Annotated in this window: 27 protein-coding genes and 1 pseudogene; 18 read left to right on the top strand and 10 right to left on the bottom strand. The window is 66.5% G+C overall.

Features of this window, described 5'->3' with window-relative positions; translation table 11 throughout:
- Nucleotides 1-580: 580 nt before the first annotated feature.
- From A4R44_RS19620 to A4R44_RS45905, 3 genes are all read right to left on the bottom strand, one after another.
- Entirely contained in the window at nt 581-1309 is a 729-nt protein-coding gene (locus tag A4R44_RS19620) for an SAF domain-containing protein (protein WP_067582541.1), read from the bottom strand.
- Between the two features lie 117 nt (nt 1310-1426).
- Nucleotides 1427-1816: a hypothetical protein gene (locus A4R44_RS50500; RefSeq protein ID WP_232791678.1), complete on the bottom strand. Its 390-nt coding sequence runs from the start codon at nt 1814-1816 to the stop codon at nt 1427-1429.
- Nucleotides 1817-2475: 659 nt separating this feature from the next.
- Nucleotides 2476-2856 carry a hypothetical protein gene (locus A4R44_RS45905; RefSeq protein WP_232791677.1) on the bottom strand — a complete coding sequence of 127 codons (381 nt, stop codon included), beginning with the start codon at nt 2854-2856 and terminating at the stop codon, nt 2476-2478.
- Nucleotides 2857-3342: 486 nt separating this feature from the next.
- On the opposite strand from A4R44_RS45905, the gene A4R44_RS19610 reads away from it, so the two are divergent.
- From A4R44_RS19610 to A4R44_RS19605, 3 genes are all read left to right on the top strand, one after another.
- Nucleotides 3343-3993 (top strand): prepilin peptidase, encoded by a 651-nt coding sequence (locus A4R44_RS19610; RefSeq protein ID WP_067582534.1) that lies wholly within the window; start codon nt 3343-3345, stop codon nt 3991-3993.
- Nucleotides 3994-4069: 76 nt separating this feature from the next.
- Nucleotides 4070-4213: a hypothetical protein gene (locus A4R44_RS48100; protein WP_157904938.1), complete on the top strand. Its 144-nt coding sequence runs from the start codon at nt 4070-4072 to the stop codon at nt 4211-4213.
- 66 nt (nt 4214-4279) lie between these two features.
- Entirely contained in the window at nt 4280-4543 is a 264-nt protein-coding gene (locus A4R44_RS19605) for a DUF397 domain-containing protein (RefSeq protein WP_067582528.1), read from the top strand.
- A gap of 121 nt (nt 4544-4664) precedes the next feature.
- Here A4R44_RS19605 and A4R44_RS19600 read toward each other — a convergent pair whose 3' ends face one another.
- Together A4R44_RS19600 and A4R44_RS48095 are read right to left on the bottom strand one after the other, a co-directional pair.
- A complete protein-coding gene (locus tag A4R44_RS19600) occupies nt 4665-4898 on the bottom strand; it encodes a DUF397 domain-containing protein (RefSeq protein WP_232791676.1) in 234 nt (77 codons plus the stop codon).
- A complete protein-coding gene (locus A4R44_RS48095; protein WP_157904937.1) occupies nt 4895-5752 on the bottom strand; it encodes a helix-turn-helix transcriptional regulator in 858 nt (285 codons plus the stop codon). The genes A4R44_RS19600 and A4R44_RS48095 overlap by 4 nt, the downstream gene beginning before the upstream one ends.
- Before the next feature lie 258 nt (nt 5753-6010).
- On the opposite strand from A4R44_RS48095, the gene A4R44_RS48090 reads away from it, so the two are divergent.
- The 8 genes from A4R44_RS48090 to A4R44_RS19560 all read left to right on the top strand — a co-directional run bounded on the left by A4R44_RS48090 (nt 6011) and on the right by A4R44_RS19560 (nt 13555).
- Complete coding sequence (locus A4R44_RS48090) at nt 6011-6418, top strand: hypothetical protein (RefSeq protein ID WP_157904936.1); 408 nt, start codon at nt 6011-6013, stop codon at nt 6416-6418.
- 1281 nt (nt 6419-7699) lie between these two features.
- Nucleotides 7700-8029 (top strand): helix-turn-helix domain-containing protein, encoded by a 330-nt coding sequence (locus A4R44_RS48085; RefSeq protein ID WP_157904935.1) that lies wholly within the window; start codon nt 7700-7702, stop codon nt 8027-8029.
- Between the two features lie 64 nt (nt 8030-8093).
- Nucleotides 8094-8948, top strand: coding sequence for a trypsin-like serine protease (locus A4R44_RS19590; protein WP_157904934.1), 855 nt, complete (start codon nt 8094-8096; stop codon nt 8946-8948).
- 218 nt (nt 8949-9166) lie between these two features.
- Nucleotides 9167-9478 (top strand): helix-turn-helix domain-containing protein, encoded by a 312-nt coding sequence (locus tag A4R44_RS19585; protein ID WP_255366147.1) that lies wholly within the window; start codon nt 9167-9169, stop codon nt 9476-9478.
- Entirely contained in the window at nt 9475-9912 is a 438-nt protein-coding gene (locus tag A4R44_RS19580) for an NUDIX domain-containing protein (RefSeq protein ID WP_067582524.1), read from the top strand. The genes A4R44_RS19585 and A4R44_RS19580 overlap by 4 nt, the downstream gene beginning before the upstream one ends.
- On the top strand, nt 9900-10907 hold the full coding sequence (locus A4R44_RS19575) for a hypothetical protein (RefSeq protein ID WP_161269358.1): 1008 nt from the start codon (nt 9900-9902) through the stop codon (nt 10905-10907). Before A4R44_RS19580 ends, A4R44_RS19575 begins: the two co-directional genes overlap by 13 nt.
- Before the next feature lie 615 nt (nt 10908-11522).
- Nucleotides 11523-12470, top strand: a complete 948-nt coding sequence (locus A4R44_RS19565; RefSeq protein ID WP_067582515.1) for a hypothetical protein — start codon at nt 11523-11525, stop codon at nt 12468-12470.
- 161 nt (nt 12471-12631) lie between these two features.
- Nucleotides 12632-13555, top strand: coding sequence for a Scr1 family TA system antitoxin-like transcriptional regulator (locus tag A4R44_RS19560; protein ID WP_067582512.1), 924 nt, complete (start codon nt 12632-12634; stop codon nt 13553-13555).
- Nucleotides 13556-13965: 410 nt separating this feature from the next.
- Here A4R44_RS19560 and A4R44_RS19555 read toward each other — a convergent pair whose 3' ends face one another.
- Both A4R44_RS19555 and A4R44_RS19550 read right to left on the bottom strand, forming a co-directional pair.
- Nucleotides 13966-14331 carry a helix-turn-helix domain-containing protein gene (locus A4R44_RS19555; protein ID WP_232791675.1) on the bottom strand — a complete coding sequence of 122 codons (366 nt, stop codon included), beginning with the start codon at nt 14329-14331 and terminating at the stop codon, nt 13966-13968.
- A gap of 343 nt (nt 14332-14674) precedes the next feature.
- A complete protein-coding gene (locus tag A4R44_RS19550) occupies nt 14675-15217 on the bottom strand; it encodes a GGDEF domain-containing protein (RefSeq protein WP_067582506.1) in 543 nt (180 codons plus the stop codon).
- Between the two features lie 264 nt (nt 15218-15481).
- Between A4R44_RS19550 and A4R44_RS19545 the strand changes: the two genes are divergently transcribed.
- From A4R44_RS19545 to A4R44_RS48080, 5 genes are all read left to right on the top strand, one after another.
- A complete protein-coding gene (locus A4R44_RS19545) occupies nt 15482-15970 on the top strand; it encodes a helix-turn-helix domain-containing protein (protein WP_232791674.1) in 489 nt (162 codons plus the stop codon).
- 79 nt (nt 15971-16049) lie between these two features.
- Nucleotides 16050-16673, top strand: a complete 624-nt coding sequence (locus A4R44_RS19540) for a hypothetical protein (protein ID WP_232791673.1) — start codon at nt 16050-16052, stop codon at nt 16671-16673.
- Nucleotides 16610-17713 carry an MAB_1171c family putative transporter gene (locus A4R44_RS19535; protein ID WP_369805912.1) on the top strand — a complete coding sequence of 368 codons (1104 nt, stop codon included), beginning with the start codon at nt 16610-16612 and terminating at the stop codon, nt 17711-17713. The genes A4R44_RS19540 and A4R44_RS19535 overlap by 64 nt, the downstream gene beginning before the upstream one ends.
- Complete coding sequence (locus tag A4R44_RS19530; protein ID WP_067582502.1) at nt 17710-18933, top strand: NAD(P)/FAD-dependent oxidoreductase; 1224 nt, start codon at nt 17710-17712, stop codon at nt 18931-18933. The genes A4R44_RS19535 and A4R44_RS19530 overlap by 4 nt, the downstream gene beginning before the upstream one ends.
- A gap of 318 nt (nt 18934-19251) precedes the next feature.
- Complete coding sequence (locus A4R44_RS48080; protein ID WP_157904932.1) at nt 19252-19689, top strand: hypothetical protein; 438 nt, start codon at nt 19252-19254, stop codon at nt 19687-19689.
- A 313-nt stretch (nt 19690-20002) separates the two neighbouring features.
- On the opposite strand, the gene A4R44_RS50495 is transcribed toward A4R44_RS48080, so the two are convergent.
- Nucleotides 20003-21168 (bottom strand): IS3 family transposase gene (locus A4R44_RS50495; protein WP_369805911.1). Its coding sequence is split into 2 segments (ribosomal slippage): nt 20003-20899 and nt 20902-21168, totalling 1164 coding nucleotides; the frame shifts between segments, so codons are not numbered across the junction.
- A gap of 316 nt (nt 21169-21484) precedes the next feature.
- On the opposite strand from A4R44_RS50495, the gene A4R44_RS50485 reads away from it, so the two are divergent.
- Nucleotides 21485-21724 carry a hypothetical protein gene (locus A4R44_RS50485; protein WP_232791671.1) on the top strand — a complete coding sequence of 80 codons (240 nt, stop codon included), beginning with the start codon at nt 21485-21487 and terminating at the stop codon, nt 21722-21724.
- Between the two features lie 51 nt (nt 21725-21775).
- Here A4R44_RS50485 and A4R44_RS52445 read toward each other — a convergent pair.
- Nucleotides 21776-22264: pseudogene (locus A4R44_RS52445) on the bottom strand (SIR2 family protein); the annotation flags it as partial.
- Nucleotides 22265-22967: 703 nt separating this feature from the next.
- Between A4R44_RS52445 and A4R44_RS19510 the strand changes: the two are divergent.
- Nucleotides 22968-23297 carry a hypothetical protein gene (locus A4R44_RS19510; RefSeq protein ID WP_067582488.1) on the top strand — a complete coding sequence of 110 codons (330 nt, stop codon included), beginning with the start codon at nt 22968-22970 and terminating at the stop codon, nt 23295-23297.
- Between the two features lie 81 nt (nt 23298-23378).
- On the opposite strand, the gene A4R44_RS19505 is transcribed toward A4R44_RS19510, so the two are convergent.
- On the bottom strand, nt 23379-24428 hold the full coding sequence (locus tag A4R44_RS19505; RefSeq protein WP_095213479.1) for a LysR family transcriptional regulator: 1050 nt from the start codon (nt 24426-24428) through the stop codon (nt 23379-23381).
- Between the last annotated feature and the right edge of the window lie 62 nt (nt 24429-24490).

Here is a 24490-nt window from a genome sequence, read left to right as displayed (position 1 = left end):
AAGACTCCGATCTGGAGTTCGTGCTCGACCTCGGCCGTGGTGTAGCCACCACCGACCAGGACAAAGCCTGGCCGCGGATTCCAGGTCGCAGCGGTCCGGATCTTGCTAGCGACATGAGATAGCTCGTCATCGCGGGCATGAGCGAAGAGCACCATCGCATCAGACGCTCGGATGATCGGCAGAGCCGGTGAATCGGGGTCTACTCGACCGCAGTCGGCCAGGACCACCACGCCAGACTGGTCACCCGCAGCGCGCAAGACTGAGGCACCCCGTGGTGCCAGAATGCCCAAGGCAGCGCGGGCTTGCTCCGCGCCAACCGGACCGGCGATCACCGTAAGGCCAGCGGGCAGGCGTTGGACGTGCTGCCACAGCACCGACGCCTCCATGCTCTTGCGTGCCGCGGCAGCCAAACTCACCAGCCCAGGTACCGAGGGCAGCCGGAACCGCGCGGCCAGGTCTCCGCCCGCGGGATCGCACTCGACCACGACCGGGGTCTGCTCGGCCGGCCATCGCGCCGCCAGCGCGAGAGCCGCAGTCGTTGCCCCCGGCGACCCCTTCAGCGAACACAGTGCAACCAACATCAGCCGCCACCCCCGCTCAACGCGACGAGGCTGATCTGCCCTGCCGGAGCAGCAGCGAGCTGGCGAGCGTTCGCCTCCGGCAGCTGCAACGACACCACCGTGCTCTGCTGATCCGGGCCTCCGCCGACATCGCTCACCGTCGCAGTCCATTGCGCGATCGGAGCTGCAACCTGTCCGGTGTTGGTACCCGGCGTCCCGGTCGCAGTTGAACCAGCAGACACCAGTACTGCGACCCGCGCACCGGGGGCGAGCGCAGGTGGGAACTGTCCGGCCTTCAATGCCACTGCGGCAACTGCCTGGCCGTCAGTCGGGATCGCGGGTGGCCCCAGCGAACCGCGGGTTAGCAGCTCGCCAGCAGGCAAGCTGAACGCCGCAGGGCGACCGACCACAGTGGACGCTTCCGCGGCCGAGACCGCGTCGAGTCCGACATCGGCGGACACGGAAACTTGCCGGAAGTCCTGCACGGACAACAGATGGCCGACAGTGACCGGGCGAGCCAACACCAGAACCGGCTGACGGTTATCGAGTTGCATGGACACGATCACCGCCGCTGCGGCGCAGGCGATCACTAACACGACACCGAGCAGCAGGTACGGAACCCGGCGTGACGGGCGAACCGTCTTCCAACGCGACGGCGGCTCCTGTTTGCCACCCCGCTGCGCCCAGGCGTCCGGTGGCGCGGTCGCCGTGTCGGCGGTGTCCGCGCGTGTTGAGACGGGGGTGCTCATAACCGGCCTCCCTTCTGGTTTCAGGCATAGCGCCACCACGCCGCGACGCCGTCTGCGGCGCGGTGGCTATTCGGACTGAGTTTTGGTTGTCAGAGCGGAACCCGTGCCCGCCGCGGATCACCGTCCGCCGGTGTTGAGCGCCTGGCTCTCCGCCACGCGGAACGCCGCGTTGCCTGTGGTCGTCATGTCGGGGAATGTTCCGGACTGCCCGGCCCCGGACCATGAGATCGCCCAGTGCACGGTGGCCGTCACCGGATACGCGTTATTCGGTTGGCCGGCCGAGGACGTCCGGTAGGTGTGCCCGCAGTCCGGCGATGCTGCCTTCGGGTCGCCATTGGCAGGGAACGGGGTCCCGCCGCTGCCGCACGTCACCATCGATCCGTCGCCCATCGACCACACGAGCGAGGTCGGCTTCGCGACCGCGGTCACCGAGACACCAGGGACGGAGGCCGTGGCCGACTGCTGATCCCAGCCGCTCGACAACCACAACCAAGTCGGCAGGGTCACCAGTTGGTCTCCGCGCGGGCTCGCCGCGATCGACGGGCTCGGCAACCGGAGCTGGCTGCGCGCCGCCCGGGCCAATTCTGAGGGCGAAGGCAACGGTGCCGGGCTAGGTGCCTGCGCGTCCGGAATCCAAATCGGCGTCCTGTACAGCGCATCCGAGAAGCCCGGGCCGGAGCACTTGTACAGGTACCACGCGCCGGGTCCCTGGCCAGGCCGTGTTTGCGCCTGCATAAGCCGCGCAGCGGTGCGCACCAACGGTGCCGTCCGCGTGCTCGCCAGGCGGAACACCGCAGGGCGAACTTCAGTGCCTTGATCCTGGGCGGATGGCCTATAGGCGGCCGTGATCGTTCCACCCTCCGGGGGCCGGTAATCCGAGCGCTGGTATCCGCAGTTGGCGCTCTTGTCGTTCGGTCCGACTACTCGATCACCGGTGTTCGGCTGGTCGTCGCCTTGGCTTCCGCCCTGATGGCTCGGATTCTTGCCGGGGCCGGACGGGACTCGCCCAGGGCTACCGTCGGTGCCGCCTTGGCCCGCGCCGAGCTGGCACGCTGGGGATGGAGTCTGCTGGCAGTCCGCCGATCCCCAAGGACCGCCCGCCAACGCCGGGGCTGCTCCTGCGAGCACCAGCGATCCGGTCGTTCCTGCGATCAGCGCGACTCTCCTCAGCATGATCCGACCTGGTGGATTCCGAAGTCGGTAACACGCCACGCGCCGTCTCCCTGCCGTTCGACAACGGCATTGATCTGCCGACGTCCGCTCGGCCCGTCGTTAGCTGGCTGTCCGTTGTCCGCTCGATAGTGCTGCCAATTGCTGTCGTCGCCGCAATCAGCGACGATCACCTTCATCGGCGCGGAGGGTGGCTCGACGGACGACACCGTAGGTGTGTTTTTGGGCCGCCCCTTGGTTACCAGGCCATTTGCCTTGTCCGCGTAGAGGCCGCGGGTGATGTTGGTCAGTGCTGTGGCAGTAGCGTGCTGTCCTAAGCGCGGGTCTTGCCAGTTTGATGTCTGCGCTGCGGCGGCCATATCTTCCCACATCCCCATGTATGCCGAGATTGCCCTCTGGCGCGCGGCGTCAGCCGGTGATGTCGATGCTGGCGGTGCGCTCGCAGACGGAGGCACTCCAGGAGAAGCCGTGGAGCCAGCGGGAGCAGGGTCGGACGGCGAGCCCGAGCTGCATCCAGCCGCCAGGGCAGCGACGATGACGCTCGAAAGCATCGCTGCTGGCCGACATGCCTTTTGGGATACCACGGACTCCACCCCTCACTCCTCACACCCGAGCTGTTACTGAGTGCTCTAGATCACGTCTACCTTGCGTACCCATACTGACTGCAAGGTGTGGAAGTACCGACTTGAAAGTCGGAATGGCACTACACCTCCGATGTTCACCCATATGAACTAATATTCTGCATGTTTCCTAACTGGTGAGTAGTAAATCTGGTAGTGCTGGTGACGGGCCGCAGAGCGCTGATAGGGGCATGTCGTGAACCAGTTGCGCCTGATCACTACGAATATTTGCGGGCCGTAACCATGCAGACCGTCGCGGTCGTGGGTTGTGCGCTCGTTGGCGCAGCGCTCGCGTTGGCGCTGCGCCCGGTCGTCATCCGATACGCCGTCGCGAACGAGCCGGCCGCAGCACCGCCGCCTCTCGGCGTGCTCGAAGTCGCGACAGCCATCGTGCTCGCCGCGCTCGCATACCGCTTCGGCTGGTCCCTGGAACTGCTCGCGTACAGCGGCATTGGCGGATTCGGCGTGTCGCTGGCAGTGATCGACCTGGTCGCACGCAAACTGCCGAATATCCTTCTAATCGCAGCATCCGCGGTTCTCGGAATCGCATTGGGGGTAGACGCCACCCTGAACAGCCATGGCGGAAACCTGGCGCGGGCGGCCATGGCTATGGCCGTCGCCTTGGCAGTCCACGGAGTCCTCTACGCCCTGGGCGCTATTGCGGGTGGCGATCTGAAGCTGGCAGGGATACTCGGAGCTGGACTCGGTTGGACCAGTTGGGAGGCTGCCTGGCTCGGCCTCGCGGCGGGCTGGCTCCTCGGCGGTGTCGTTGTTGGGGCTGCGCGAATCGGCAGGAAGCGAAGTGTAAGCCGGGATATCCCGCTGGGTCCGTTCCTGCTGGCTGGGGCACTGCTGCTCCTCCTATATTTCGGGCCCTCGACGGCTGCACGCTGACATGTCCCGGTTTTCGGCAGACTGCCTGGGGCACCCAGCGGCTTGGGCGGCTTGCGCTCGTGGAAGAAGCGACCCGTTGGCCGCACACTGCCAGGCGCTTCCAGATCTGCGGCGCCGGATCGAAGAGCGTCGATCCTCCATCGCTGATGCCGCCGATATTCACGTGGACGTCGATACGATCTTGATCAAGGACTGCGGACAGCAGGCCTGGCACGACTGAGCCTCCAGCCCGCTGCCAACTGGCCGGTGGCGCACACTTCGATGCGTGATGGCTACGGTGAAGTGCATGGGCAAGCACCGGATGGACGACAAGGCGCATATCCGGCACGACCTAAACCTCGATAAAGCCAAGTGGAACCGGATCGAGCCGAGCAACGCAGACTCGGACGACGGTGCGGAGTACGCGACGGTGCCGCACGCCGACGGCGATACATATGTCGCGCTGAGGAAAGCCAACGACTCGAACGGCGTCGTGCTGGTGTTCACGCCGAGCGAGTGGAGCGCGTTTCAGCAGGGCGTACGTGATGGCGAGTTCGACCTGCCGCAGTAGCCGCCGACGCTATTTCGACGGGGACAGCCATTCCCGCCCGCCAGCACCAGTACGCTCACGCGGCAAGGGTCGGGTTCCTGGCGCGGTGTCTGCGTCAGGAACCCGATCCCTGTCTGTCGCGCTAGCCAGCCGGGGGAACCTCGATCTTCGAGGCGGCGGTCAAGAAAGCCCGCCAGCCCTCACGGCTCAGGCGGAACATGCCGCCTTCGGGATCTTTACTGTCACGGACGAAGGCACCGTCTCCGCTGGGTGCGAAGGCGACCTCAACACAGTCGGTCTTGTCGGAGTCACCGCCCGAGTAGCTGCTTTTCTGCCAGTTCAGCGGCACTGAAGGCTCGGGCATCTTGTCAGTCATAGGTTCTCGAGTACCTCAATCTGTTGGCGGATGAATTTGATCGACTCGTCGGGTGTCGAGGCGATCCGTGCAGCGCGATCGAACATCTCGGCAAACCGCTGCACGCCTTCGGAGTCTTCCATGAGCTGCGCACCCATGATCGACTCGCTGTAAGCCCAGGTCGGCTCACCGTTGTCATAGTCGACAAGGGTCATGCCGCCCGAGCCGAACCCGTAGTCTCCGGCTTCCTTCTTGACGACCTGAACGGTCACGTTGTCCCAGTTCTCCGCCACGTCCGCGATATGGCGCAGCTGCTCAAGCAACACCGACGGACCGCCGACCTGCCGGGTCATTGCGATCTCGTCCAGAATGGCGTGATACTCGAGCGGCTTGGGATCGGCCGGCTCGATCCGCTTCTGGCGCTTCGCGCGCACGCCGAACTGCTTCACCTGCGATGCCTCCGGGCCATGGAGCGTCTCCCGCAGCGCTTGCGTGTACGACTCGATCTGAAGCAGCCCGTGCACATAGAGCCCGCCGACCTGCCGCATCCGCCACGCGACGGTGGTCTCGTACACCAGTCGTCGGAACGCCGAGGGAGCGCCGGACGGCAGTCGCACTGGCTTCGGCTCGCTCTTCGCGGCGTCGTACAGCTCGCGAATCCGTTTACCTTGCTCGTCCGTCGCGCCGTAGTGGTTGGTCATCATCACGACAGTGGGCCACTTCGGCTTAAGTCGTCCGTTCTCGTAGCGACTGACCGTTCCTGGGTTTTGGTCGAGGTGACCTGCCACCTCTTCGATCCTCAGGCCAGCCAGCTCCCGCAGCTCCTTGAGGGCAGCACCAAGTCGACGTGAGCCTTGCGTCACGAGTTCGGGCATGTTCGGCAGCATATCGCCTCCTCCATTCAACGCAGTTGCGTTGTTTGGTCTTGCCATCAGTGGCATGCGCAGTCTACTGTTGCGCGTGTTGGTTTGATGACAATGAGTAGGCGGGCGACCGGCAGACCCCGCCACCCTCGTTGGCTCCCAACCGAAGGCAGGCAGGGGTTGCTTTGCATTGAGGCACCCCTGCTCTGCCTGGCAAACAAGGACATGCCGACGACGCGACGACGCGTCCGGAACCGAGGGGTGGATCGCATGGAACCAGCAGTGACCCTCTGCGAGGCGGTTCGAGCAGGCCATCCGGCCGTGATCATCGTGTGCTGCCTGCTCGTCCTCATGGTTCTGGGTTGGATCTGGCTGCTGCGAGCACGCCGACCAATCCCTGCTCCGCGCGGTCGGCCAACCGTGGAGGACATCTATGCGCGCGTAGAACGCGAGGAAAAGGACGCAAAGGCACGTCGAGACCACGAATTGCAGGCCACGATCCAGGCGAAGCACTTGGCAGATTTCTGTAAAGACGCCGAGCGGACAGCGGCGATGCGTGCAGACGAGGTCACGGCGGAGATCCCGACAGTCGCCGACGAGATCTCGGCTCCGGGACATCGCGCATGTCGCACCCGCCCGTGCACGCGTGTGCATCCGCGGGAAAGGGCAGTGCGATGAGCCTGACGCACCCCACACTGACCTCGGTTCGGCTAGAGCGTCGCTCGCCGCGCCGTCATGCCTGCCCCAGTTCGGCGCGGTACCCCAATCCCCCGGGGCTGGGGCAGGCCCCCGCGTCTTTTCGGCACCCGAAACCACCGCCTGCCCATCAGCCACCCCGAAGGCGTTGCCTCACGGCTCGAACGTCACTTTGGGGCGGTCAGCGGCAGACGGGCGAGGTCGAGTCCGACTGCGTATGTGTTCCCGCTAGGAACGCGCGCCCCGACACCCTCGCCCGTCTGTCGCCCAATCCGCGCGATGGAGGTGTCCGACCCCCGACCGGGCACCTCCGTCGCGTTCCACTTCGAAGACCCGCCGACTTTCCCGACCTCGTCTTCTTGTCGTTCCGCAAGGGCGAGAAGTCAGTCGCCTACCGATGCCAGGCCGCTCTGGACCAGGCTTCATGGTCGACGCCACTAACAAGGTGCTGAGTCGGCCTCACGACAGCGCCGCTGCTCAGGACTCCGTTGAACCGTCACGTTGCTCAGTAACTGCTGGACAGAAATCACTGCGCCGCAGCGAGATCTCGCACCAAGGAGCCGACTTTGATTCAGGTCACGGACGAAGCCTCCCAAAAATTCGCTGAGCTTCTCGGACGATTCCCGCATGCCGGGCACAAGAGCGGGAGGCAGACCCGGAAACACGCGCTACGCGAGATTGACGCCAATCCGGTGGCTCATACTTTCGCCACCCCTGAACTTGCCGCCCGTCAGGCGACGGTCACCTAATGTCTCCCGCACCTCCAATCAAAGTGTGCCTCGCATTTCTTCCGGCTGTTCTTCGGCGCGAAGCAGTCATGCACAAGGTTCCCCTGCGATATTTGAGGCTCTTGCGCAGAGAGCGCATGTGGCTCGGGATAAGCGAATGCGGCGTCATGTGCATAGCCGATCAAGAGCCACCTGACGATCTCGAACCGATGTGGTGCATCACGTGTTTTCCGGCGGGGACTGTGCCTATCTCACGAACGAGAGGAGCCATCAGTCGTGATCGACCAGCCCCACCCCGCCCAGGGCGCGGCACGAATCCCCACAGGACGCAGGGAATCGCCAGCCGTCCAGACAGACGAGATGCACCGGCTGTCCATGCCCTGTCACCGGCCGCTGCACGACTGGATCTCTACGCGGATCGCGTGGCCGGTCGAGGATGTCGATCTCCTGTCGGCCAACCGTTAGTTTCGAGAGTTCCGGGTGGTGCAGCGTGTCAACGGCGAAGGTGACTCGGCAGTTCCCGACAGTCGGAAGCGTGATCGCCGAGGAATGCCGGCTGGCGCGTGGGCGGGCCGACCCCGCCTGGACGATGACGATGCCCGTGTCGCGCCGATTCGGTCCGTCATTCATCCGGCATCCGCACCCGTTCGCGGTGTGGGAGGTGATCGAGTGGTACGCGCACGGGCTTACGGCGACAGAGTGCGGGGAGAGGCTCGGCATATCCGAGACCACAGTGCTGCGCTGGATGAAACATGTCGGCGCGCATCGCCGCTGGCGCACCCTGAAACGGCGCGTGCGCACTAGCCGAAGAACCGTTGGCCCCGCCGAAACCCGGGCGGTCCGGCCGATTCTGCCTCGTTCCTGATCTCCGCTCCGGCACTCCGGCCGGGCGCGGTTTGTGTGCAACCACGAAGGGAATACAGCAACCAGTGCGATCCAGAACGCTGTTAGCAGCAACAAGCGCTGCCCTCGCCGCAGGCGCAGTGCTCGCCGCGCCTCCTGCCGCAGCCGATCCCGTCGGCGACGGCACTCCGGGGGCGTCGGCCAGGCTCATCGGCGGTCAACCCGCGCCGGCGTCGGTCACGTGGACGGCGGCGTTGATGTACGACGCTCCCAGCCACGGCGTGTACGACCAGACGACCTGCGCGTCCGCCGTGGTGACCGGCCGCTGGGTCATCACCGCCGCCCAGTGCGTCGCGGACCTGGGCATTCCGGGCGAGATCCCGGCCAGGGACAAGACGTTCCACGTCCGCGCCGGGCTCGACCGCACCGCGGGCGGAGCCACCGCGAACGTCACGGGAACCTACATCAATCCCCACTGGACCGGCGAAGTCCACCCGCCAGACGAAACCGGCGACATCGTCTTGCTTCGGCTCGACAAACGGCTGGACGTGCAGACCGTCCCGATCGCGCACGCGTCCCCGCAGCCGGGACAGACGGTGACGACCTACAGCTGGGGGTCGGACGAGCCCGGCCCGCGCACGAACCCCGACGACCTGCCGCGGATGCTGCAACAGCTGGACCTGACTGTCCTGCCGAAGCAGCAGTGCGCTGACGCGGGCATCTCGCGGGGCGAGTTCTGCACCAGCCACGCGCACTACACCGGCCCGGCCTACGGCGACGCGGGCGGCCCCGCCATCGCCTACGACCGCCAAGGCCGCCCCCGGCTGGTCGGGATCGACTCGCGCGGCGGCAGCTCAGTGCCGGGCGAGTCGAACTCCGCGTTCACCGACGTCCGCTACTACGAGACCTGGATTCACGAAACGATGGTCAAGAATCCCTGATCTGGGACGCGGCTCGGGGCCGCCCTAGCGCGGCCCCGAGTGCCCGCCCTTCACAGCACGACAACGCGGCAGGCCGCGGCCGGGCAAGACTTCGCCCGTCGGACCGCTGCGGTCGCTATGAGCCGAGACCGATTGCGGCTGCAGATTTCTCAGCAGGAACTCGACCCCGCATGTCCACAGTGGACGTCGATTGGCCGTTCGGCGTAGTCAGCACCTGAATCCCACCGGATCAGGCAACAAGACAGCAAGGAAGGGCGGACACCGTGAAACCGCCAGCAGTCAGCATCAAGGGGCGTCGGATCACCGGGCCCGCCCGGGACAAGGTACGCGAAATACTGAAGACGAAGTACGAGAAAGGCGCGACTGTTCGCGCGCTGGCCGCGGAATGCGGGCGCTCGTACGGCTTCGTGCACCGGGTTCTGTCCGAGTCCGGCGTCCAGATGCGCAGCCGAAGCGGCCGGGTCCGCAAGGCACGCCCGGCCGCGCCGCTCGGCTCCAGCCCGCAGCACTCGATGGGACATCCGCTGTGAACAACAACGCCCGCTACACGCCAGGGCCGCGAGTGGGGGCGTACGCCCTTGTCGGCCGCGACGAGGACATCCTGTTCATCACCGACGACACCGGCGCGTTTGTTTTGCCGGGTGGGCCGGTCCGCGACGGCGAGCCCGTCGAGCAAGCCCTCCGCCGCACCGTGCGCGATCAGATCGAGGCAACGATCACCGGGCTGTACTTCTGCTCGGTCGTCGAGCACGAAACAGGCGGAGGCCGGCGCGGGTCGTCCGAGCTGGCGTTCCTGTTCGACGTGACGCTCGCCGACACCGACCGCATCGCGGCTCGCCGGCCTCGTGCGCTCCGGTGGGCGGGCGAGACAGAGGTCACGTTGCTGCGCCCCGCGGCGATCGCGGACGCGCTCGCGGCCGGAGACCTGTCCGTCGACGTTCCGTGGCGGGCGTGGACACCATGACCTGGCCACGCTTCACCGCGATCGACGGCCGAGACCAGCCCCCGGGCAGCGACGGCGAGTTGCCGCATGCGTCACCGTCTCCTGCCTTGACTCACGACTCCAGGCAGGGCACCGGGTTGCCCGCAGCCGAGCACCCGCGGGAAGCCCGGGTGTCGTCGCCTCCGGGGGCGCAGAGCAGTCGCCGCGCTGCCGCGACCGACGTCGTTCCGGACTTCTCCGAGCTGATCGGGTGCAGTGACGAGCAGCTGGAAGAGCTGGTGCTTGCCAATCTCGACCCGGAGGCGGCCGGACTGTGGGAGGCCTTGCTCGTCCCGCCGCTGCTCGGCCGTGTCCGGACAATCTTGATCGCGACACAGCGCAGGGTCGACACCGACCTCCGCGTGCGGCGGTCGAGGCGCAACGAACGAGGCAGCAAACTGGGCTTCGACCCTGCGTCGCCCTACGAACAGCGATACGGCCAGTGGCGTGCCCGCGTCACCGTGTTCAAACGCCTCGTCGAGACCCGGCTGGCCCAGACGCGAGCCGCCGAGACCGACGACAACCGCCAAGCATCCGCCCTGAACAAGAGACACCGCAACGCTGTGCGGAGGCTCGCCCACGCCATCGACTGCCACCGCCGCGCCCTCGGCACGGCGCTCGACCCCGAGCCGGCCGATCGAGCGCTGTGGCAGATCCTCGACGACGTCACCGTTCCCCTGGGACCGCACGGGATTCCGGTCCCCGTCCGCGACATGCTCGACACGTACTGGTCGCCCGAGCAGAACCGCCCGAACCCGACCCCCAACCCGTTCTCCGCCGCGGACAGCGACCGCATTGTCCTGCAGCACAACCCGCCCGCGGAACACAGGCAGAAGGGCACAGCCATGGACACCGCCGCCACCGGGGACGACAGCCGGAACACGACGGAGCCCCCAGCGCCCTGGCCGGAAGACCTGGAGACGTTCGCCGAGGCCGTCCAGCCGACCACGAAACCGGCACAGAACACGGAGAACTAACACCCCCGCCGTCCGGATGCCGCCAGCACACGGGAGTGCCCTTCAGGAGGAAAGCAGGAGGCGAGAAACCGTTGCACACACTGGAAGAGACCGCCGGGACCCCCGTCCCGCGCGCCGAACACGATGCCCTGCCACAGGCATTACGTGCGCACCGAACGTCAACAGCTATCACCGGGATTCGCCTAGGCTCGCCGAGCGCCTGCCACTGCGGACGGCGCTCCTTGTCTCAGGAAACCAAGACGGCGACAGCGGCCGGCCGCGCTGAAACCAGGGCGGTCCAGCTCGCTTACCTCGAGGTCACGAGCGGGCACAGCTCGACCGGCTGGACGTTCAATAGTCACCACCAAGACTTCTGCACCAACAACTTCGAGGAGCCCGTGCCTTCGCTCGAGTGCGAATGCGGACTCTACGGCCTTTGCGACGCGGCACAGACGGTCACCGCCGTGTGGTCGCTCACGACCGAGACGGCGACCGGATGGAACACCACGGAACTCATCACCAGAAGGCACGGACTCCTGAACTGCCCGACCAGCACACGCCGGAGCTGCCGCTGATGCCGGACCGTGCAAGTGGCAGTCCGCCGTTGACGCAGCGCGACGACCACAGGACCCAGCAGTGAGAGACCGCACAGAACCGCCGGTATGGCGACGGCTCTACGACGCTCCCGGATTCGTCCACGAAACAGTCGACCACCGCGGACGCGCCTGGCGGATGTGGTTCGCCGACACCGACGCGCCCGGCGACCCGCATCCCCGCGGATGGCGGCTGGCACCGCTCGCCACGCTCGACCAAACCGCGTTCGTCTCGCACACCGGAGACGGCCGGGAGTTCGACGCGGCCGCCGAGCTGATCGCCGCAGACGAGGCCGCGCGCGACCTCCGCGACCACACCAGGACGCGGCGGCCTGACGGAGAACATCCCCCGGCGCAAGCACGAATCCAGCTGCTGGACGAAACCGCGCCGACCAGCCTGCACCGGCACCTCCCGGGCCAACAGCACGCCGAAGCCGTCGCAATAACGTTGAACCAGGACACGGGCGTGCTGGCCGCGCGCATCTTCGACGACACGCTGCCGGACCGGACCGTCTCGTGGGCGATCCCGTGCGTGACCACCGCCGCCGCGAACCGCGTACTCCAGGACGTCGCCAGGCTGGTACCCCCGCTGCTCGCCTCCACTCCTGCCGTGCCGTACGAGGTCCACAGCCCCGCCGAGCGCGCGCACCGCCGGATCCGCGCACACCTCGCCTCCGCGTTCTCCGACCACGACCTGGTGCTCGGCATGTACGCCGGCGAATGGTTCGAGAAAGACCCCGCATCCTCCGGGATCACCGCCCGAACCCGAGACCGCGAACTGGCCGCATGGGCGTCAACCTACGAGAACAACGTCGCATCCGGACGCTGGCGGCAGTTCTTCCCACGAGGCTTGGACATCGGGTTGTGCCGGCACGTCGTACTCCGCGGCGCCCTCCTGTGGGCCCGCACGTACCGGGACCTGCTGCGCGAGCAGCCCCATCCACCCCGACGTCCTCGCCCGCACGACCGCGCCGAGCACCGGCTGCCGTGATGCCAGCCGACATATCCCTGCTGCGCGAAACCCCGATCCAGTGAATTCCCGCGACGGACGGCCACCTGTGCGGACAATCCCGCGCCTGCCGCCGCCTCGGCCAGCAGCAAAGACCCTGACCGCAGTCCGCGCCAGCCAGACGTCGACGACAGCGCAAGAACATGGACATTTTCGTGACGAAGAACCACGACGCCCCTCAGCCCTCGCCCCGGCACCTGCTGCTCGGTGCCGTTCTGCACGCGCAACGCAGAAAAGCCGACAAGACGCTGCGCGAGGTCGCGGACCAGATCCACAAATACCACTCGCAGGTCGCGCAATGGGAACTCGGCCTGCGCAAACCCGACGCCGAACACGTAGGAGGAATCCTCTGCGCCCTGGCCGTTGCGCGGGACGACCACGCCTACATCTCCGGCCTGGCGAGGGCAACCGATCCCAGCGTGGTGATCCTCCAGCCATCCCACCACCGCCACCACGCCGAGGCACGCAACCACTTCACCCGACTCTCGAAGTCCTTTGTGGACTACCACCCGACACTGATTCCCTCCTCCGTGTGGACATCCGATTACGCGCGCGCCGTTCTCAAGGACCACGGCGCGGCACCCGGAGACGTCGGGGAATTCGTCAAGGCCCAGGCGGCACAGCGACGGCTTTTGCGGACCCCGACCGAGCAATCGCGCAAGAAACAAATCGAGATCTTCGTCACCGCCCCCGCCCTGTCCGCCCCCACCCCGGCGCCAGGCGTCACCCGCGGCCAACTCCGATTCCTGCGCGCACTGGAAAAGGCCAACCCCATGGTCCGCGTGCGCATCATTCCGTCGGAGAGCCGCGCCCGCCCCGCGCTGCCGGACCCGTTCACCTGCTACGAGACATCCACCGGCCCGGTCGCCTACTTCGCGCACCACAGCGCAGGCATCTTCGCTCCCGACCACGGAGCCTACGGGCAGCTGGCCGCGAATCTGCGCGTGCTCGCACTGTCCACGACAGAGTCCCGGCAGGTCATCGACGACCGCATCCAGGAATCCGAAGCACACTCACCAGCGGCAGAACGTCGTCAGACGCCAACGGCAAGCGAGGCACACTCGTGACACCCGAACCGGCACCCGCGTCCGCCGCCGACACCCGACCAGCGGACGCCGCCGAACCGTCCGAGACAGCAGGAGCTTTCATGCGCAGGCACCGCCAGGCGTTGCACGTGAGCATCCACGACCTGGTGGGGTGCTCCGGCATCAGCGCCTCCGCCATCGGAAACCTCTAACGGGGCCGCAGACCGCTGCGATCACTGTGGACCGCGGCCTGGACAAAGAGTGTTCCGGACTCCTTCGCGAAGCTGGCCAGCCGTGAGCGCTGTGACAAGCGTTGCTTCCCAACCTGCCCAGAACCGGATGAGAACAGCTCAGCGAGTGTCGCTGTACCGCAGCGGCGGGTTGCCTACTCATCAAGCCTACGAGCAGTCAACCGCCCTCAGCCGTGGTGCCGACTCTGCGTATCGACTCAACTATTCTGAGCCGACCGCCTGGGCGTTGCATCGTCGGTCGCGGGACCGCTGGATGAGTTCGGCATGTTTCGTTGCCCAAGTGACCATCGGCATCATCGCGTCGAGCGCTTCGGCTGTCGCCGGGCTCAGCGAATACTGCACGGAGGGCGGAAAAGCCGTGGACTGCTGGCAGCGAATGATTAATCCGTCGGCAGTCATGGTTTTGAGTGTGCGTGCCAGGACGCTTTCGTGCAGAGTGCGACGGTGCCCACGATCCTGCTCACACAGTGTCCTGATCGTGTCGAGAAGCTCTTTATAGTGTTTTGGCCCGTCGGCGAGTGCGACGATGACCGCGTGCATCCAGTCGCCGCTGAAGAGCCGCTTCACGTCCGACAATTTGCACAGCTGCTCGGCATCCCAGCCCCCGCGCCACGCACTATCGGGCCGCGAGCGAGCGGGAGCCGCCACATCACCATGAGCGGTAGGCCGACAGCGCTTGACAGACCTCACGGTTCGCTCGGGCATCAACTGGACTTGTCCAGTTCGGTTTGACAACTCGGCCATCGCATCCTCCCGGCGGCTAGGTCGCAGATTCGAAGACGTGCATGCCCGTTCGTGCAGCCGGCCGGGGAGGAGATCAAGCCGCAGAACGCGCAACGTCCATAAGCTGAGCGTAGGCCTCCTCGACTCGATCTTCAACTGTCAAAAGAGGAACAGGCCAGATGGGCTCTCATCTGAGTTTAGGTCGACACGAGGTTCGAGGCGGGCTGCCGTCGTCCTCTATCAGCACGCGATCCTTGCCGAACCGTTTCGCATTCAGCAGGTTCGCGTCGGCTCTCCGGACAAGTTCCGCGATACCGGTGCCGCCGCTGGCGCTCAGGGCGACACCGCCGACGGAAGCAGTCAGCTCAGTGATGACGACAGGGCATCCGTCGGCGGGCCGAGCCTCGACGACCGCGTTGCGTATGCGCTTGCGTATCCGTTCCGCGATCGCCTGTGCGCACGCCCGGTTCGCACCGGGAAGGAGTGCCATGAATTCGTCTCCGCCGTACCGGCCGACGATGTCCTCGCGGCGCACCGCTGCTGCGAGGGTCGCAGCGACAACGCGAAGAACGGCGTCGCCCACGGGATGGCCGTAGCGGTCGTTGACAGCCTTGAAATGATCAAGGTCGAGGACGAGCAGGGCGATCGCATGCCCCATGGACCCGTCCAGGGCCGAGGCGACTCGGGCATCCCATCCTTCCCGGTTGAGCAGTCCGGTGTACTTGTCCATGCCCCACGAGCCGAGCGGCTGCCCGCATGCAGCGCAGCATTGCCCGTCCCCGGACGGGGATGGCCAGGTAGATACCATTGTTGATCTTCCTCCGAACGAGTGGCTTTGACTGACGTGAAGGCGTCGAGTTCGCTACCGTTGGTTCAGAGTTGAAATCACGGTGGTCGCGAGTTTAGATTGGTCGCGCGCACGAGTTCAACCAGCATCAACATCATCACTCGTACGGGTGTTTACGTGAGTGGAAGCAGTCGGGGTGGAGATCGCATGGCGACACCGGCGTATCCGGAGGGGCACCTTCCGGCGAGCCTGCCGGACGGCTTCGCGGAGATCCTGGCCGCGAGGTTGAACAAGCTGTTCGCGACCGTGAAGCCGCGCAACGGCCAGGAGTACACGAACGACTTCGTCGCAGAGGCGATCACGGCCACGGGCGTGAAGATTTCCGGAAGCTACATATGGCATCTGCGCAAGGCGAGGAAGGACAACCCGACGCTGCGCCACCTGTATGCGCTGGCCGCGTTCTTCGGTGTGCCGCCGTCGTACTTCTTCGATGACGCGGTGACCGACCGGGTCGACGAACAGCTGCAGAAGCTGCAGGCTGCGCAGGAAAGTCTGACCACGAACACGAGCGACGCCCAGCTGATCGCGATGCGCGCGGATGCTCTCTCGCCCGAGCGACGACGTTTGGTGATGGACCTGCTCGACGTGGTCTATCGCGACGAACAGGCTGAGCGAGGTCCATCGCCAACGGAGTGAGCGCTGTGGCAGGCAAGGGAAAAATCCGGCACGGTGGCGTATGTGCCTGCCCGGTCCTGAGCCTGGAGGGAGGGGGCAGATGACATCCGAACGGCAGTTGCGCCGTCGCTGCCGGCAGCTTTTGACTGACCTCGACATCCACCCGCCGTTGGATGTCACCGAACTGTGCCGTCGCGTCGGGATCCAGCGTGGCAAGCCGATCAGGCTGCGTGCGCATCCCATCCCGGTCCCCGGACCCTTCGGAGCCTGGATCACGGCGGACTCGGCCGACTACATCTTCTACCAGCAGGAAACGAGCAAGCCGCACCAGGACCACATCATCCTGCACGAACTCGGCCACATGCTGGCCGGGCACGACAGCGACGCACTCGACGACACTCTGCTCGGCGAGCTGTGTCCGGAGTCCTCAACCGAGTCGCTGCGCGCCGAGTACCCCGACCTGGCACCAGACGCGGTCCGCCGCGCGCTCCGCCGCACCTCCTACGACACCGCGCAGGAATACGAAGCGGAAACCGTCGCCACCATCATTCTGGAGTGGGCCTCGGTTCTCGACCGCGTCTGGGCGCCCACCGCAGGCAGCGACGCAGCTCATCGAATGGAGACCGCGCTCAGCGACCGGCTGGGGNCGCCGCCATCGCGGTGCTGGCGTGGCTGGGCGTACGCCTTAGCAGGACACCCCAGAACCTGCCGTTGCGCGCCCTGACCGGGCTCGCGGCATGCCTGTCCCTAGCCTTCCCGTTCGGCCTCGCCGCCGACCGCGAGGCAACGGTACTCGGCCTCTCGCCGATGATGTCCCGCCTGATCCAGCACGGCATGCTGCTGATCGGGGTGACGTGCCTGGTCTTCTTCTTCCTGTTCTCAGCTCTGGAACCACGGAAGGCATGGCCGCGAGCGCGCCGATTCGCCGTGCCGCTCGCTGCGGCCGAAGCCGTCTTGATCGTCACCGCGGCGCTCGCCCCGCCCGATGTCCACAGCAGTTCCTCGCCCGCAGGTGCGGTATTCACTATCACCGCGGATCTCTATCTGGCATTCGGCTTCGCCACTGCGTTCCTCTGGGCGCGCCGCTACGCCTGCGAAGCCAACCCGCGCCTCGCGCGCGGCCTCCGGATCGCCTCCATCGGCCTCGCGGCCATCGTCCTGGCGAACTGCGTGTTCGTCCCGGAGATCATCCTGCGCTGGGCGGGTGCCTTGTCACCTTCAGCGCTCGCCGAGACCAACGGGGCCGCGGCCACCGTTCTCGGCGCGGCAGCCGCAGCCGTCTTCCTGCTTCCGGGCGTCGTTATTTTCCTCGCCGGCGTCATTTATCCCGCCGCCGCGATGCGTGTCACCGCGTTGAGGGTCTGGGCGGGCCACCGCCGCGTGTACCGCCAGCTCGATCCTTTGTGGACAGTCCTCCACGCGCATTTTCCCGACGACGAACTGCAGCGGGTCACCCCCAGCCCCTGGCACGACCTATTCCGACTCCGCGGCATGCACCGGCGCTACTACCGCCGCGTCGTGGAATGCCGCGACGGTCTCGTCCGCATCAGCCCCTACCTGCCGCCCCAAACCTCCGAGGAAAACCGCCGCTACGACGACCTCGCACGCTCGCTGAAACACGCGCTCGCCGCCAGGGCCGCAGGACAGCAGGCCCAGTCGGTCCACGCAACACGGGTCGTCGTAGCGGCCACCGACAGCCTCGACGCGGACGTCCGCGAACTCGTATCCCTCTCCCGCGCCATGAATTCGACAGGAGACGCATGACCACGGCCATGATCATCGGCGGGGGAATCGCCGGCCCCGTCACCGCGATGGCACTGCAGAAAGCCGGGATCGACTCAGCCGTCTACGAGGCCTACCCCACCAGCGCGGACGGCGTCGGCGCGTTCCTCAGCATCATGCACAACGGACTCGACGCCCTCACCGCCATCGACGCCGCCGACCTCGTACGCGAACATTCTTTCCCCGCCAGCACAGTCGAATTCTTCAACCACCGCGGCACCCGGCTCGGCCAGGCCCCCATCGGCGGCGCCACCGGAGACCGCGGCCCGCGGATGATCAAACGGTCCACGCTCTACCGCGCACTCCGCGACGAAGCCAGCCGCCGCGGCATCCCCGTCCACCACGGCAAACACCTCACCAACGCAACCACCACGCCCGAAGGCACCGTCACCGCGGAATTCGCCGACGGCACCGACGCCGCAGGCACCCTGCTGATCGGAGCGGACGGCATCCACTCCGCCACCCGCGGGCTCATCGACCCGGCCGCACCGACCCCGCGCTACACCGGTGCCATCACCGTCTGCGGCTACACCGCCCAATCACCCGTCACCACCGAACCCGGCACCTTCCGGATGATCTACGGCCGCAAGGCGTTCTTCGCCTTCCTCACCGCACCCAACGGCCAATCCTGGTGGTTCGCGAACCTCCCCAGCCCGCACGCCGAATTCACCAAAGAGCAACTCGCCAGCACCACCTCCGACGAATGGAAGCAGCGAGTCGTCGAACTCCTCGCGCGCGACCGGACACCGGCCGCCGACATCGTCCGCGCCAGCGACGACACCGTCACCGGAGCCAACGGCTACGACATCGCCACCACACCCACCTGGCACACCGACACGACCATCATCATCGGCGACGCCGCCCACGTCTCCGCACCCAACGCCGGTCATGGTGCCTCCATGGCCATCGAAGACAGCATCGTCCTCGCCCAATGCCTCCGCGATCTGCCCGCGCCCCAAGCGTTCCGCGCCTACGAAGCCATCCGGCGTCCCCGAGTCGAACGCGTCGTCGCCACCAGCGCACGCATGGGCGGCAACGCCACCCCCGGCCCCGTCAAACGAATGATCCGCGACGCCATCCTCCCCCGAAAACTGAAGAAAGGACCGCGCAACACCGCGTCTTGGCTCACCGACCACCACATCGACTGGAACCAGACCATCACACGAGCCGACGGGATCGCCTCAGCCTCCGAACTGTCCTGAAACTGGCCAGCCGACGAGACCGCGCTGTAGCGCGGCGAACTCAGCGGTCCGCGCGCGTGATCGATGAGGCGTCGGACTGCGAGCTGAACGCGCCCCAGTTCGGCCGCGTCGAGCATTCCAGCTTCCGCAGCAATGAACTCCGCGTGCCACAGCCCGACCCGGACGGTATGCAAGTCGGCGTAGTGCTGAATGTATCCCGACGAAGCAAGCAAGCGATCGCAAGCGAAAAGTCGATTCCATCTGTCATACGCTTGCAAACCGTATTGCCGTCGGCCAGACCCACTCTTCGACCGTGTCTACGGGTGGCGGACCCGGCGGATGATCGCCTACGGCCCCGCCACGCAACGGCTCGTCATGCTTAGCTTCATGCTGAGCGAGGACGCGCTGACCCGCGGGGTGACCGATGCCGAACAGTTGACGGACGACTGGCGGCCTGATGCGGGGACGCAGGGCGGGCTACCAGTGGTTCCGGTGTCGTTGAAGCGTCTCTCGGTAGGCGAGGACGCTGCTGTCGAAGTTCTCTTCACCGCCGAGGAGCGACCACCACGGCCAATCCCGCCCGGCTGTCGCCGCATGCTTGCGGAACACGACTTCGGCGTGCGGAATGCCGTCGCTGGTCCACTGTTCGAGGCAAGCGAACTCGCCTCCGGCCGCTGGGCGGCCGCCAGGTGTGTGGCGCGTGCGTTCCTGGACGAGGCCGACCCTGTACTCGTAGCTGTGCACGTTCGCTGTGTAGTCGCCGTCGTGCGGGACTAGATCCTGAAAGATCGGCCGAAGATCTTCTTTGAGCATGTGGCTCGCAGGGAAAATCCATCGCTGCCCGTTCCACCGAGGGAGGGCGTCGACTCCGACCAGGACCCGGTTGGGGCGGAGAAGGTGCGCAGCCGATATGAACTCTCCTCGCCCGCTGTACGGATCGTGCCATTCGACCTCGGTCAACAGGCGCAGCAAGAGAGTGTCGTGTACGCGACTTGCCGCCGCTGTCCCCATGCCTTGCAGGGCAAGCAGCGCTGGATAGTGCTGCGCGGCGTACAACCTGAGGTTTCCCCCGGGGGTCGGTCACCGGGTTTCATGCCGCGTGGGCGTGGTGGTGACGGTAGTTCAGGCGGGTTTCGTGGGGTGTGCGGTAGCCGAGTGTGGAGTGCAGGCGGTGGTGGTTGTAGTAGGCGAGGTAAGCGAAGACCGCGTGTCTGGCTTGGTCGCGGGTGGGCCAGGAGCGGGTGCCGATCTCGGTTTTGAGGGTGGCGAAGAAGGATTCGGCGGCGGCGTTGTCGTAGCAGGACCCGGTCCTGCCCATCGACGGGCGAATTCCGTGCGCGGTGAGGGTGGCGCGGAATTCCGCCGATTGGTATTGGGTGCCGCGGTCGGAGTGGAACACCGCGCCCGGGCCGGTCAGGCCGCGGTCCGCGGCGAGCGTGATCGCGTCGCAGACCAGGTCGGCGCGCATGTGCGGCGCTATCGCGTGGCCGACGATTTCGCGGGTGTGCAGGTCCAGCACGGCCGCCAGGTAGAGCCAGCCTTCCTGCGTGGGCAGGTAGGTGATGTCCCCGGCCAGCCGCCTGCCGGGAGCGTCGGCGGTGAAGTCGCGGCCGATCAGATCCGGTGCGGCCGCGGCCTTGTCCGGCCGGGTCAGCGAGTGCCGCCGTCGCCGGGTGGTCCCGGCGATCCGCCGTTCGCGCATGACCCGCTCGACCCGCTTGTGGTTCACCGCTTCGCCGCGGCGGCGCAGCTCCGCGGTGACCCTCGGGCTGCCGTAAGCACCGTGGTGGACGGCGTGGATCCCGGCGATCTCCCCGGCCAGCCGGTCCTCCGCCGCGGCCCGCTGTTCGCGGGCCGGGCCGGCGGCGAGCCATTCGTAGAACCCCGGGCGGCGCACGTCCAGGACACGGCACAGCCGGGCGACGCCGTAGGCGCCGCGGTGGTCGGAGATGAACCGGTAGCTGCGGGTCAACGATCCATCTCCTGCGCGAAATAGGCGGCCGCTTTGCGCAGGATCTCCTTCTCTTTCTCCAGCTCCGCGACCCTCTTGCGCAACGCGCGCAGTTCGCGTTCCGCGACGTCCCCGCCGGTCGCGGCGGCCTGGTCGGCGCGGTCGGCGGCCCGCACCCATGTCCGCAGGGTCTCGTGATTCACCCCCAGCTCGCGAGCCACCTGCGCCAACGGACGAGACACCGACCGCGCCAACGCGACCGCGTCCCGCCGGAACTCCTCCGGATATTTCGACGAACCAGACACAACAACATCCTTCCCCAGGCCAAAGCCAAGGATCAGAGTGTCCGACCCGCCGGGGGAACCTCAACCTCTCGTCGAAGGCGCCGGTGGGCAATCTGCTTGCTCCGACAAGACGATCGAGTACATCTCGCCACAACTGCCCGTGCTCGTCGTTGTGGTCGTGCCACACGCCGACTGAGACCAGCCGCAGCAGAGGTGTCGCGGCCTCCAGATAGCGCTCGTAGACAGCCTGTGCTTCGGCCCAGTCCAGGTTGGACATGTAGAGCGGCTGGTTTTGGGTATAGCGAACGACTCGGTCGGCCGCATCGAGCACGAGGTCGTGCAGGTCGATCCGGTGAACCGGATCCGGCAGGTAGCGCTTCAGCCGGGCGACGGCCATCGACGTAGTCAACGGTGGTTCGGCCAATCGGTCGAGCGCCTCAACGCTGGCAAGCAGTTCCCGGAACAGGTCGTCCGCACTGGCGGCGTCGAGGACATGCCCGGCCCTGCCCTTCAGCACTCGCTGTGCCGTTTCTCCTTTGCTGCTGCGGCGATCCCAGTACAGCGGGTACCTCCGTGACGGGGCGCGCTCCAGCGCCGCGACCAAGGCTGTGTCCCAGTCCGCCGACCAGCCCGAAATCAGCAGTCCGTACTCGTCAAACACCTGGTCGAGCAACCGGTTCCACTCCTGCGGGTAGTCCTCAAGCTCCTGGGGCGTGTTCCGGCTTCCGAGGTCGAGGTAGTCGCCGTGCAGTTTGATCACGGTGACCTGTGCGTGTGCGAGCGGCGCCATGCCCTTGACCGCGTCCGGCTGTGCGATCACCTGCGGAGACACTCCCGCTGCTTCGAGCGCTTGTTCGGTGAGGCGGTCGAAGTTCGTCGTCACGATGACTCGCACCGCCCCGCGTTTCACGAGTTGCGCCAATGCCCTGTGCGCTTCGCTGGGACTCTTGAGGCCTTCGTCCCGCTCGTCGTCCGTGGGTTCGAAGTAACCGGCGAGAACACCCTGCCGTGTCGCTGCCGTAGGAGCCACCGACTCCAACAGGGTTGCATACCCGAGTTCGCCGGCACCGTGTTCGTTCCACCAGACTTCCGGGTCCCTCTCGGCCTGTTCGAGCATGTCGGCGCTCTCCGGTGCGGCGGCGACTGCAACCCGCCGGACCACGTCTTTCACCACGCCCCAGCCGGTGGGGATGCCCGCACCGGTCGACACACCTGACCCCAGCACAACTGCGTACACCCCGGGTTGAGCGTGCACAGCCATCGCGAGCATCACCTGCGGGGTCAGCGCGTTCGAAGGGGACAAGGACGTCATCGACTGGCCTCGACTTTCGCGTTGATCGCGTTGCGTGACCAGCTAGACGTCCGTTGAACCCTCTTCGTTACAGGCTGCAGCGTCCGGAGCGATCACCTGGGAAGCCAGCCGAGACACGTTCGGCGGAATGACACCCTGACCTGCGCAAACGCAGCCGCTGATCCCAAGACCCACTCGCAGGGGCTGTTTGGGCAGGTCAAGGGCTTTCGGCCAAAAATTCAGCAAGCCCTCGCTGACCAAGGGGATCCGGGAATCTGCGGACAACCGGGGGTCCCTGTCCACCAGCCCGGCATGTCCAAGTAGCCGCCGAGGCGAGCCGCAGCACACGCGGAACCGGAGGCCGGCACCGTCAGCTATGAAGTGCCGAACACGCCTCGCGCAGTTCCGGGCTGGCGTCCTGGCGTTGGCCAGCCCAATTTGACTTCGAGAACGAACACATGTTCGACTCCGGTAGAGGGTCGCTGAGAGCCGCAGACGACCCGCAGCGGATGCGAGCAGGTGACCTGAGGTGAACGAGTGGCCGTCGGCGGTGCGAAGGGTGGATCCGCCGATTCCTGTCTGGGTGAGCGTACGCAAGCTGCTCCCGCTCGGCACGGAGATTCTCGCGCCCCGCAACCGCGCTGGCCTGCGCATCGAGACCGAGAACCCGGGTCTGCTGTTCGAGTGGGCGCGTCGCGAGGATGGCGGGCTGCTCGGCTGGGTCACGTACCAGCTCCTCACCGGAGACGACCAGTGGTCACGCCCGGTCAGCCACTATGTGCCGGCTCACCTGCTCCGACGGCGAGGGCCTGCTCGCCGTCAGCAATTTGACAACTACCAGCCTCGAACCCACGGCTAGCAGAATCGGCACAGCCATCCACCAGTCCGCCTCTGCGTCGATCCCGCAACACCGCATGGAAACCGTGCGCGCAACGACCCGTCAACCAGGCAGGACTGCACGGGCGGGTGTCGCGTCAGCGAAGGCATTCCACAGCAGGTTGAGCGGATGGTCGGCAGCGTAGCGGTTGCGTTCGCCCTTACGGGCGAAGATCCCGGTGACGATCTCCAGGCGGGGGTGGTAGTCGTCGGCGAGGTCGATCTTGCGCAGGCCCTGGCCGGGCAGGCGTCCATCGAGTGCGGCATCGGCGACGCGTTCGGTGGTGAGCAGACAGCCGTGCAGGAGCTGACTGGTGAGCAGGTTGAGGCCGTAATTGAGGGAGTCGATGTCTGCAATGACGTCGAGCACGCCGCGGTAGTCGGGGCCGTACCAGCGGCTCAGGAACTGAGCAAGCAGCCCGGCGGTCGGGGTGAGCAGCGGCAGGCCGGGCAGTCGCTCGGCACCGACCGGGGTGTCGGGCAGCTCGCGGGCTCCGAGATTGGTGAGCAGGGCGACGCGTTCGCGGTGCCATTCCAGGAAGTCGTAGTCCAATGTGGGCGGCACTCCGGGTTCGGCGGCGAAGCTGCCGCACACCAGGTCGACCTTCTTGCCGTCGAGTTTGCGCCACAGGTCGCGGGTGCGGACATGCTCGATGTTGAGCTGCACGCCACGGCGCTCGAAGTCCTCGCGCAGCGCGGGCCACACGGCGCCGAGGAACTGCACGGTGAACTCGGTGGTGCCGAAGGTGACGGTGGATCCGACCCGACGCCGGCTGCGGTGGAGGCTGTCCGTCCACGACAGCAGGGTCTGCCGTGCCAGGGCAACGACTTCCTCCCCGGACGGCGTGAACAGGAAATCCTTGCCCCTGCCCTGTTTGACCACGAGCGCCTCGCCCACCAAACGGGTCGCGGCCTTGTTGAGATTGTCGAGCTGCTTCTGCACGCTGGACTGCTCGCGCCCCAGCGTGCGAGCGGCGCGTTGCGCAGTGCCCGTGGCATGCACGACGGCCAAGGTCCGCAATTGGTCCAGACTGACGTCGAGCAGCTCCGGCGGGCTGCTCAGCAGCGCAGTTAAGGCCTCTGTTGCGTCGCCGTCGTCCGCGGTCTCCGGCACGGTGCGCTCCTCGTCGTCCTGCCACCCGTCGATGGCACAGCCTGACACAGCAATTGTCCGCT

The sequence above is a fragment of the Amycolatopsis sp. M39 genome (genome assembly GCF_001651785.1).
Taxonomy (GTDB): domain Bacteria; phylum Actinomycetota; class Actinomycetes; order Mycobacteriales; family Pseudonocardiaceae; genus Amycolatopsis; species Amycolatopsis rubida.
This window is presented reverse-complemented; position numbering and strand designations above follow the sequence as displayed.

What these genes read in the sequence shown, in the direction of transcription:
- A4R44_RS19620 (WP_067582541.1), bottom strand. Translation starts at nt 1,309, where the DNA reads ATGAGCACCCCCGTCTCAACACGCGCGGACACCGCCGACACGGCGACC.
- A4R44_RS45905 (WP_232791677.1), bottom strand. Translation starts at nt 2,856, where the DNA reads ATGGGGATGTGGGAAGATATGGCCGCCGCAGCGCAGACATCAAACTGG.
- A4R44_RS19610 (WP_067582534.1), top strand. Translation starts at nt 3,343, where the DNA reads ATGCAGACCGTCGCGGTCGTGGGTTGTGCGCTCGTTGGCGCAGCGCTC.
- A4R44_RS19605 (WP_067582528.1), top strand. Translation starts at nt 4,280, where the DNA reads ATGGGCAAGCACCGGATGGACGACAAGGCGCATATCCGGCACGACCTA.
- A4R44_RS19600 (WP_232791676.1), bottom strand. Translation starts at nt 4,898, where the DNA reads ATGACTGACAAGATGCCCGAGCCTTCAGTGCCGCTGAACTGGCAGAAA.
- A4R44_RS48095 (WP_157904937.1), bottom strand. Translation starts at nt 5,752, where the DNA reads ATGCCCGAACTCGTGACGCAAGGCTCACGTCGACTTGGTGCTGCCCTC.
- A4R44_RS48090 (WP_157904936.1), top strand. Translation starts at nt 6,011, where the DNA reads ATGGAACCAGCAGTGACCCTCTGCGAGGCGGTTCGAGCAGGCCATCCG.
- A4R44_RS19560 (WP_067582512.1), top strand. Translation starts at nt 12,632, where the DNA reads ATGGACATTTTCGTGACGAAGAACCACGACGCCCCTCAGCCCTCGCCC.
- A4R44_RS19550 (WP_067582506.1), bottom strand. Translation starts at nt 15,217, where the DNA reads ATGGACAAGTACACCGGACTGCTCAACCGGGAAGGATGGGATGCCCGA.
- A4R44_RS19545 (WP_232791674.1), top strand. Translation starts at nt 15,482, where the DNA reads ATGGCGACACCGGCGTATCCGGAGGGGCACCTTCCGGCGAGCCTGCCG.
- A4R44_RS19530 (WP_067582502.1), top strand. Translation starts at nt 17,710, where the DNA reads ATGACCACGGCCATGATCATCGGCGGGGGAATCGCCGGCCCCGTCACC.
- A4R44_RS48080 (WP_157904932.1), top strand. Translation starts at nt 19,252, where the DNA reads ATGATCGCCTACGGCCCCGCCACGCAACGGCTCGTCATGCTTAGCTTC.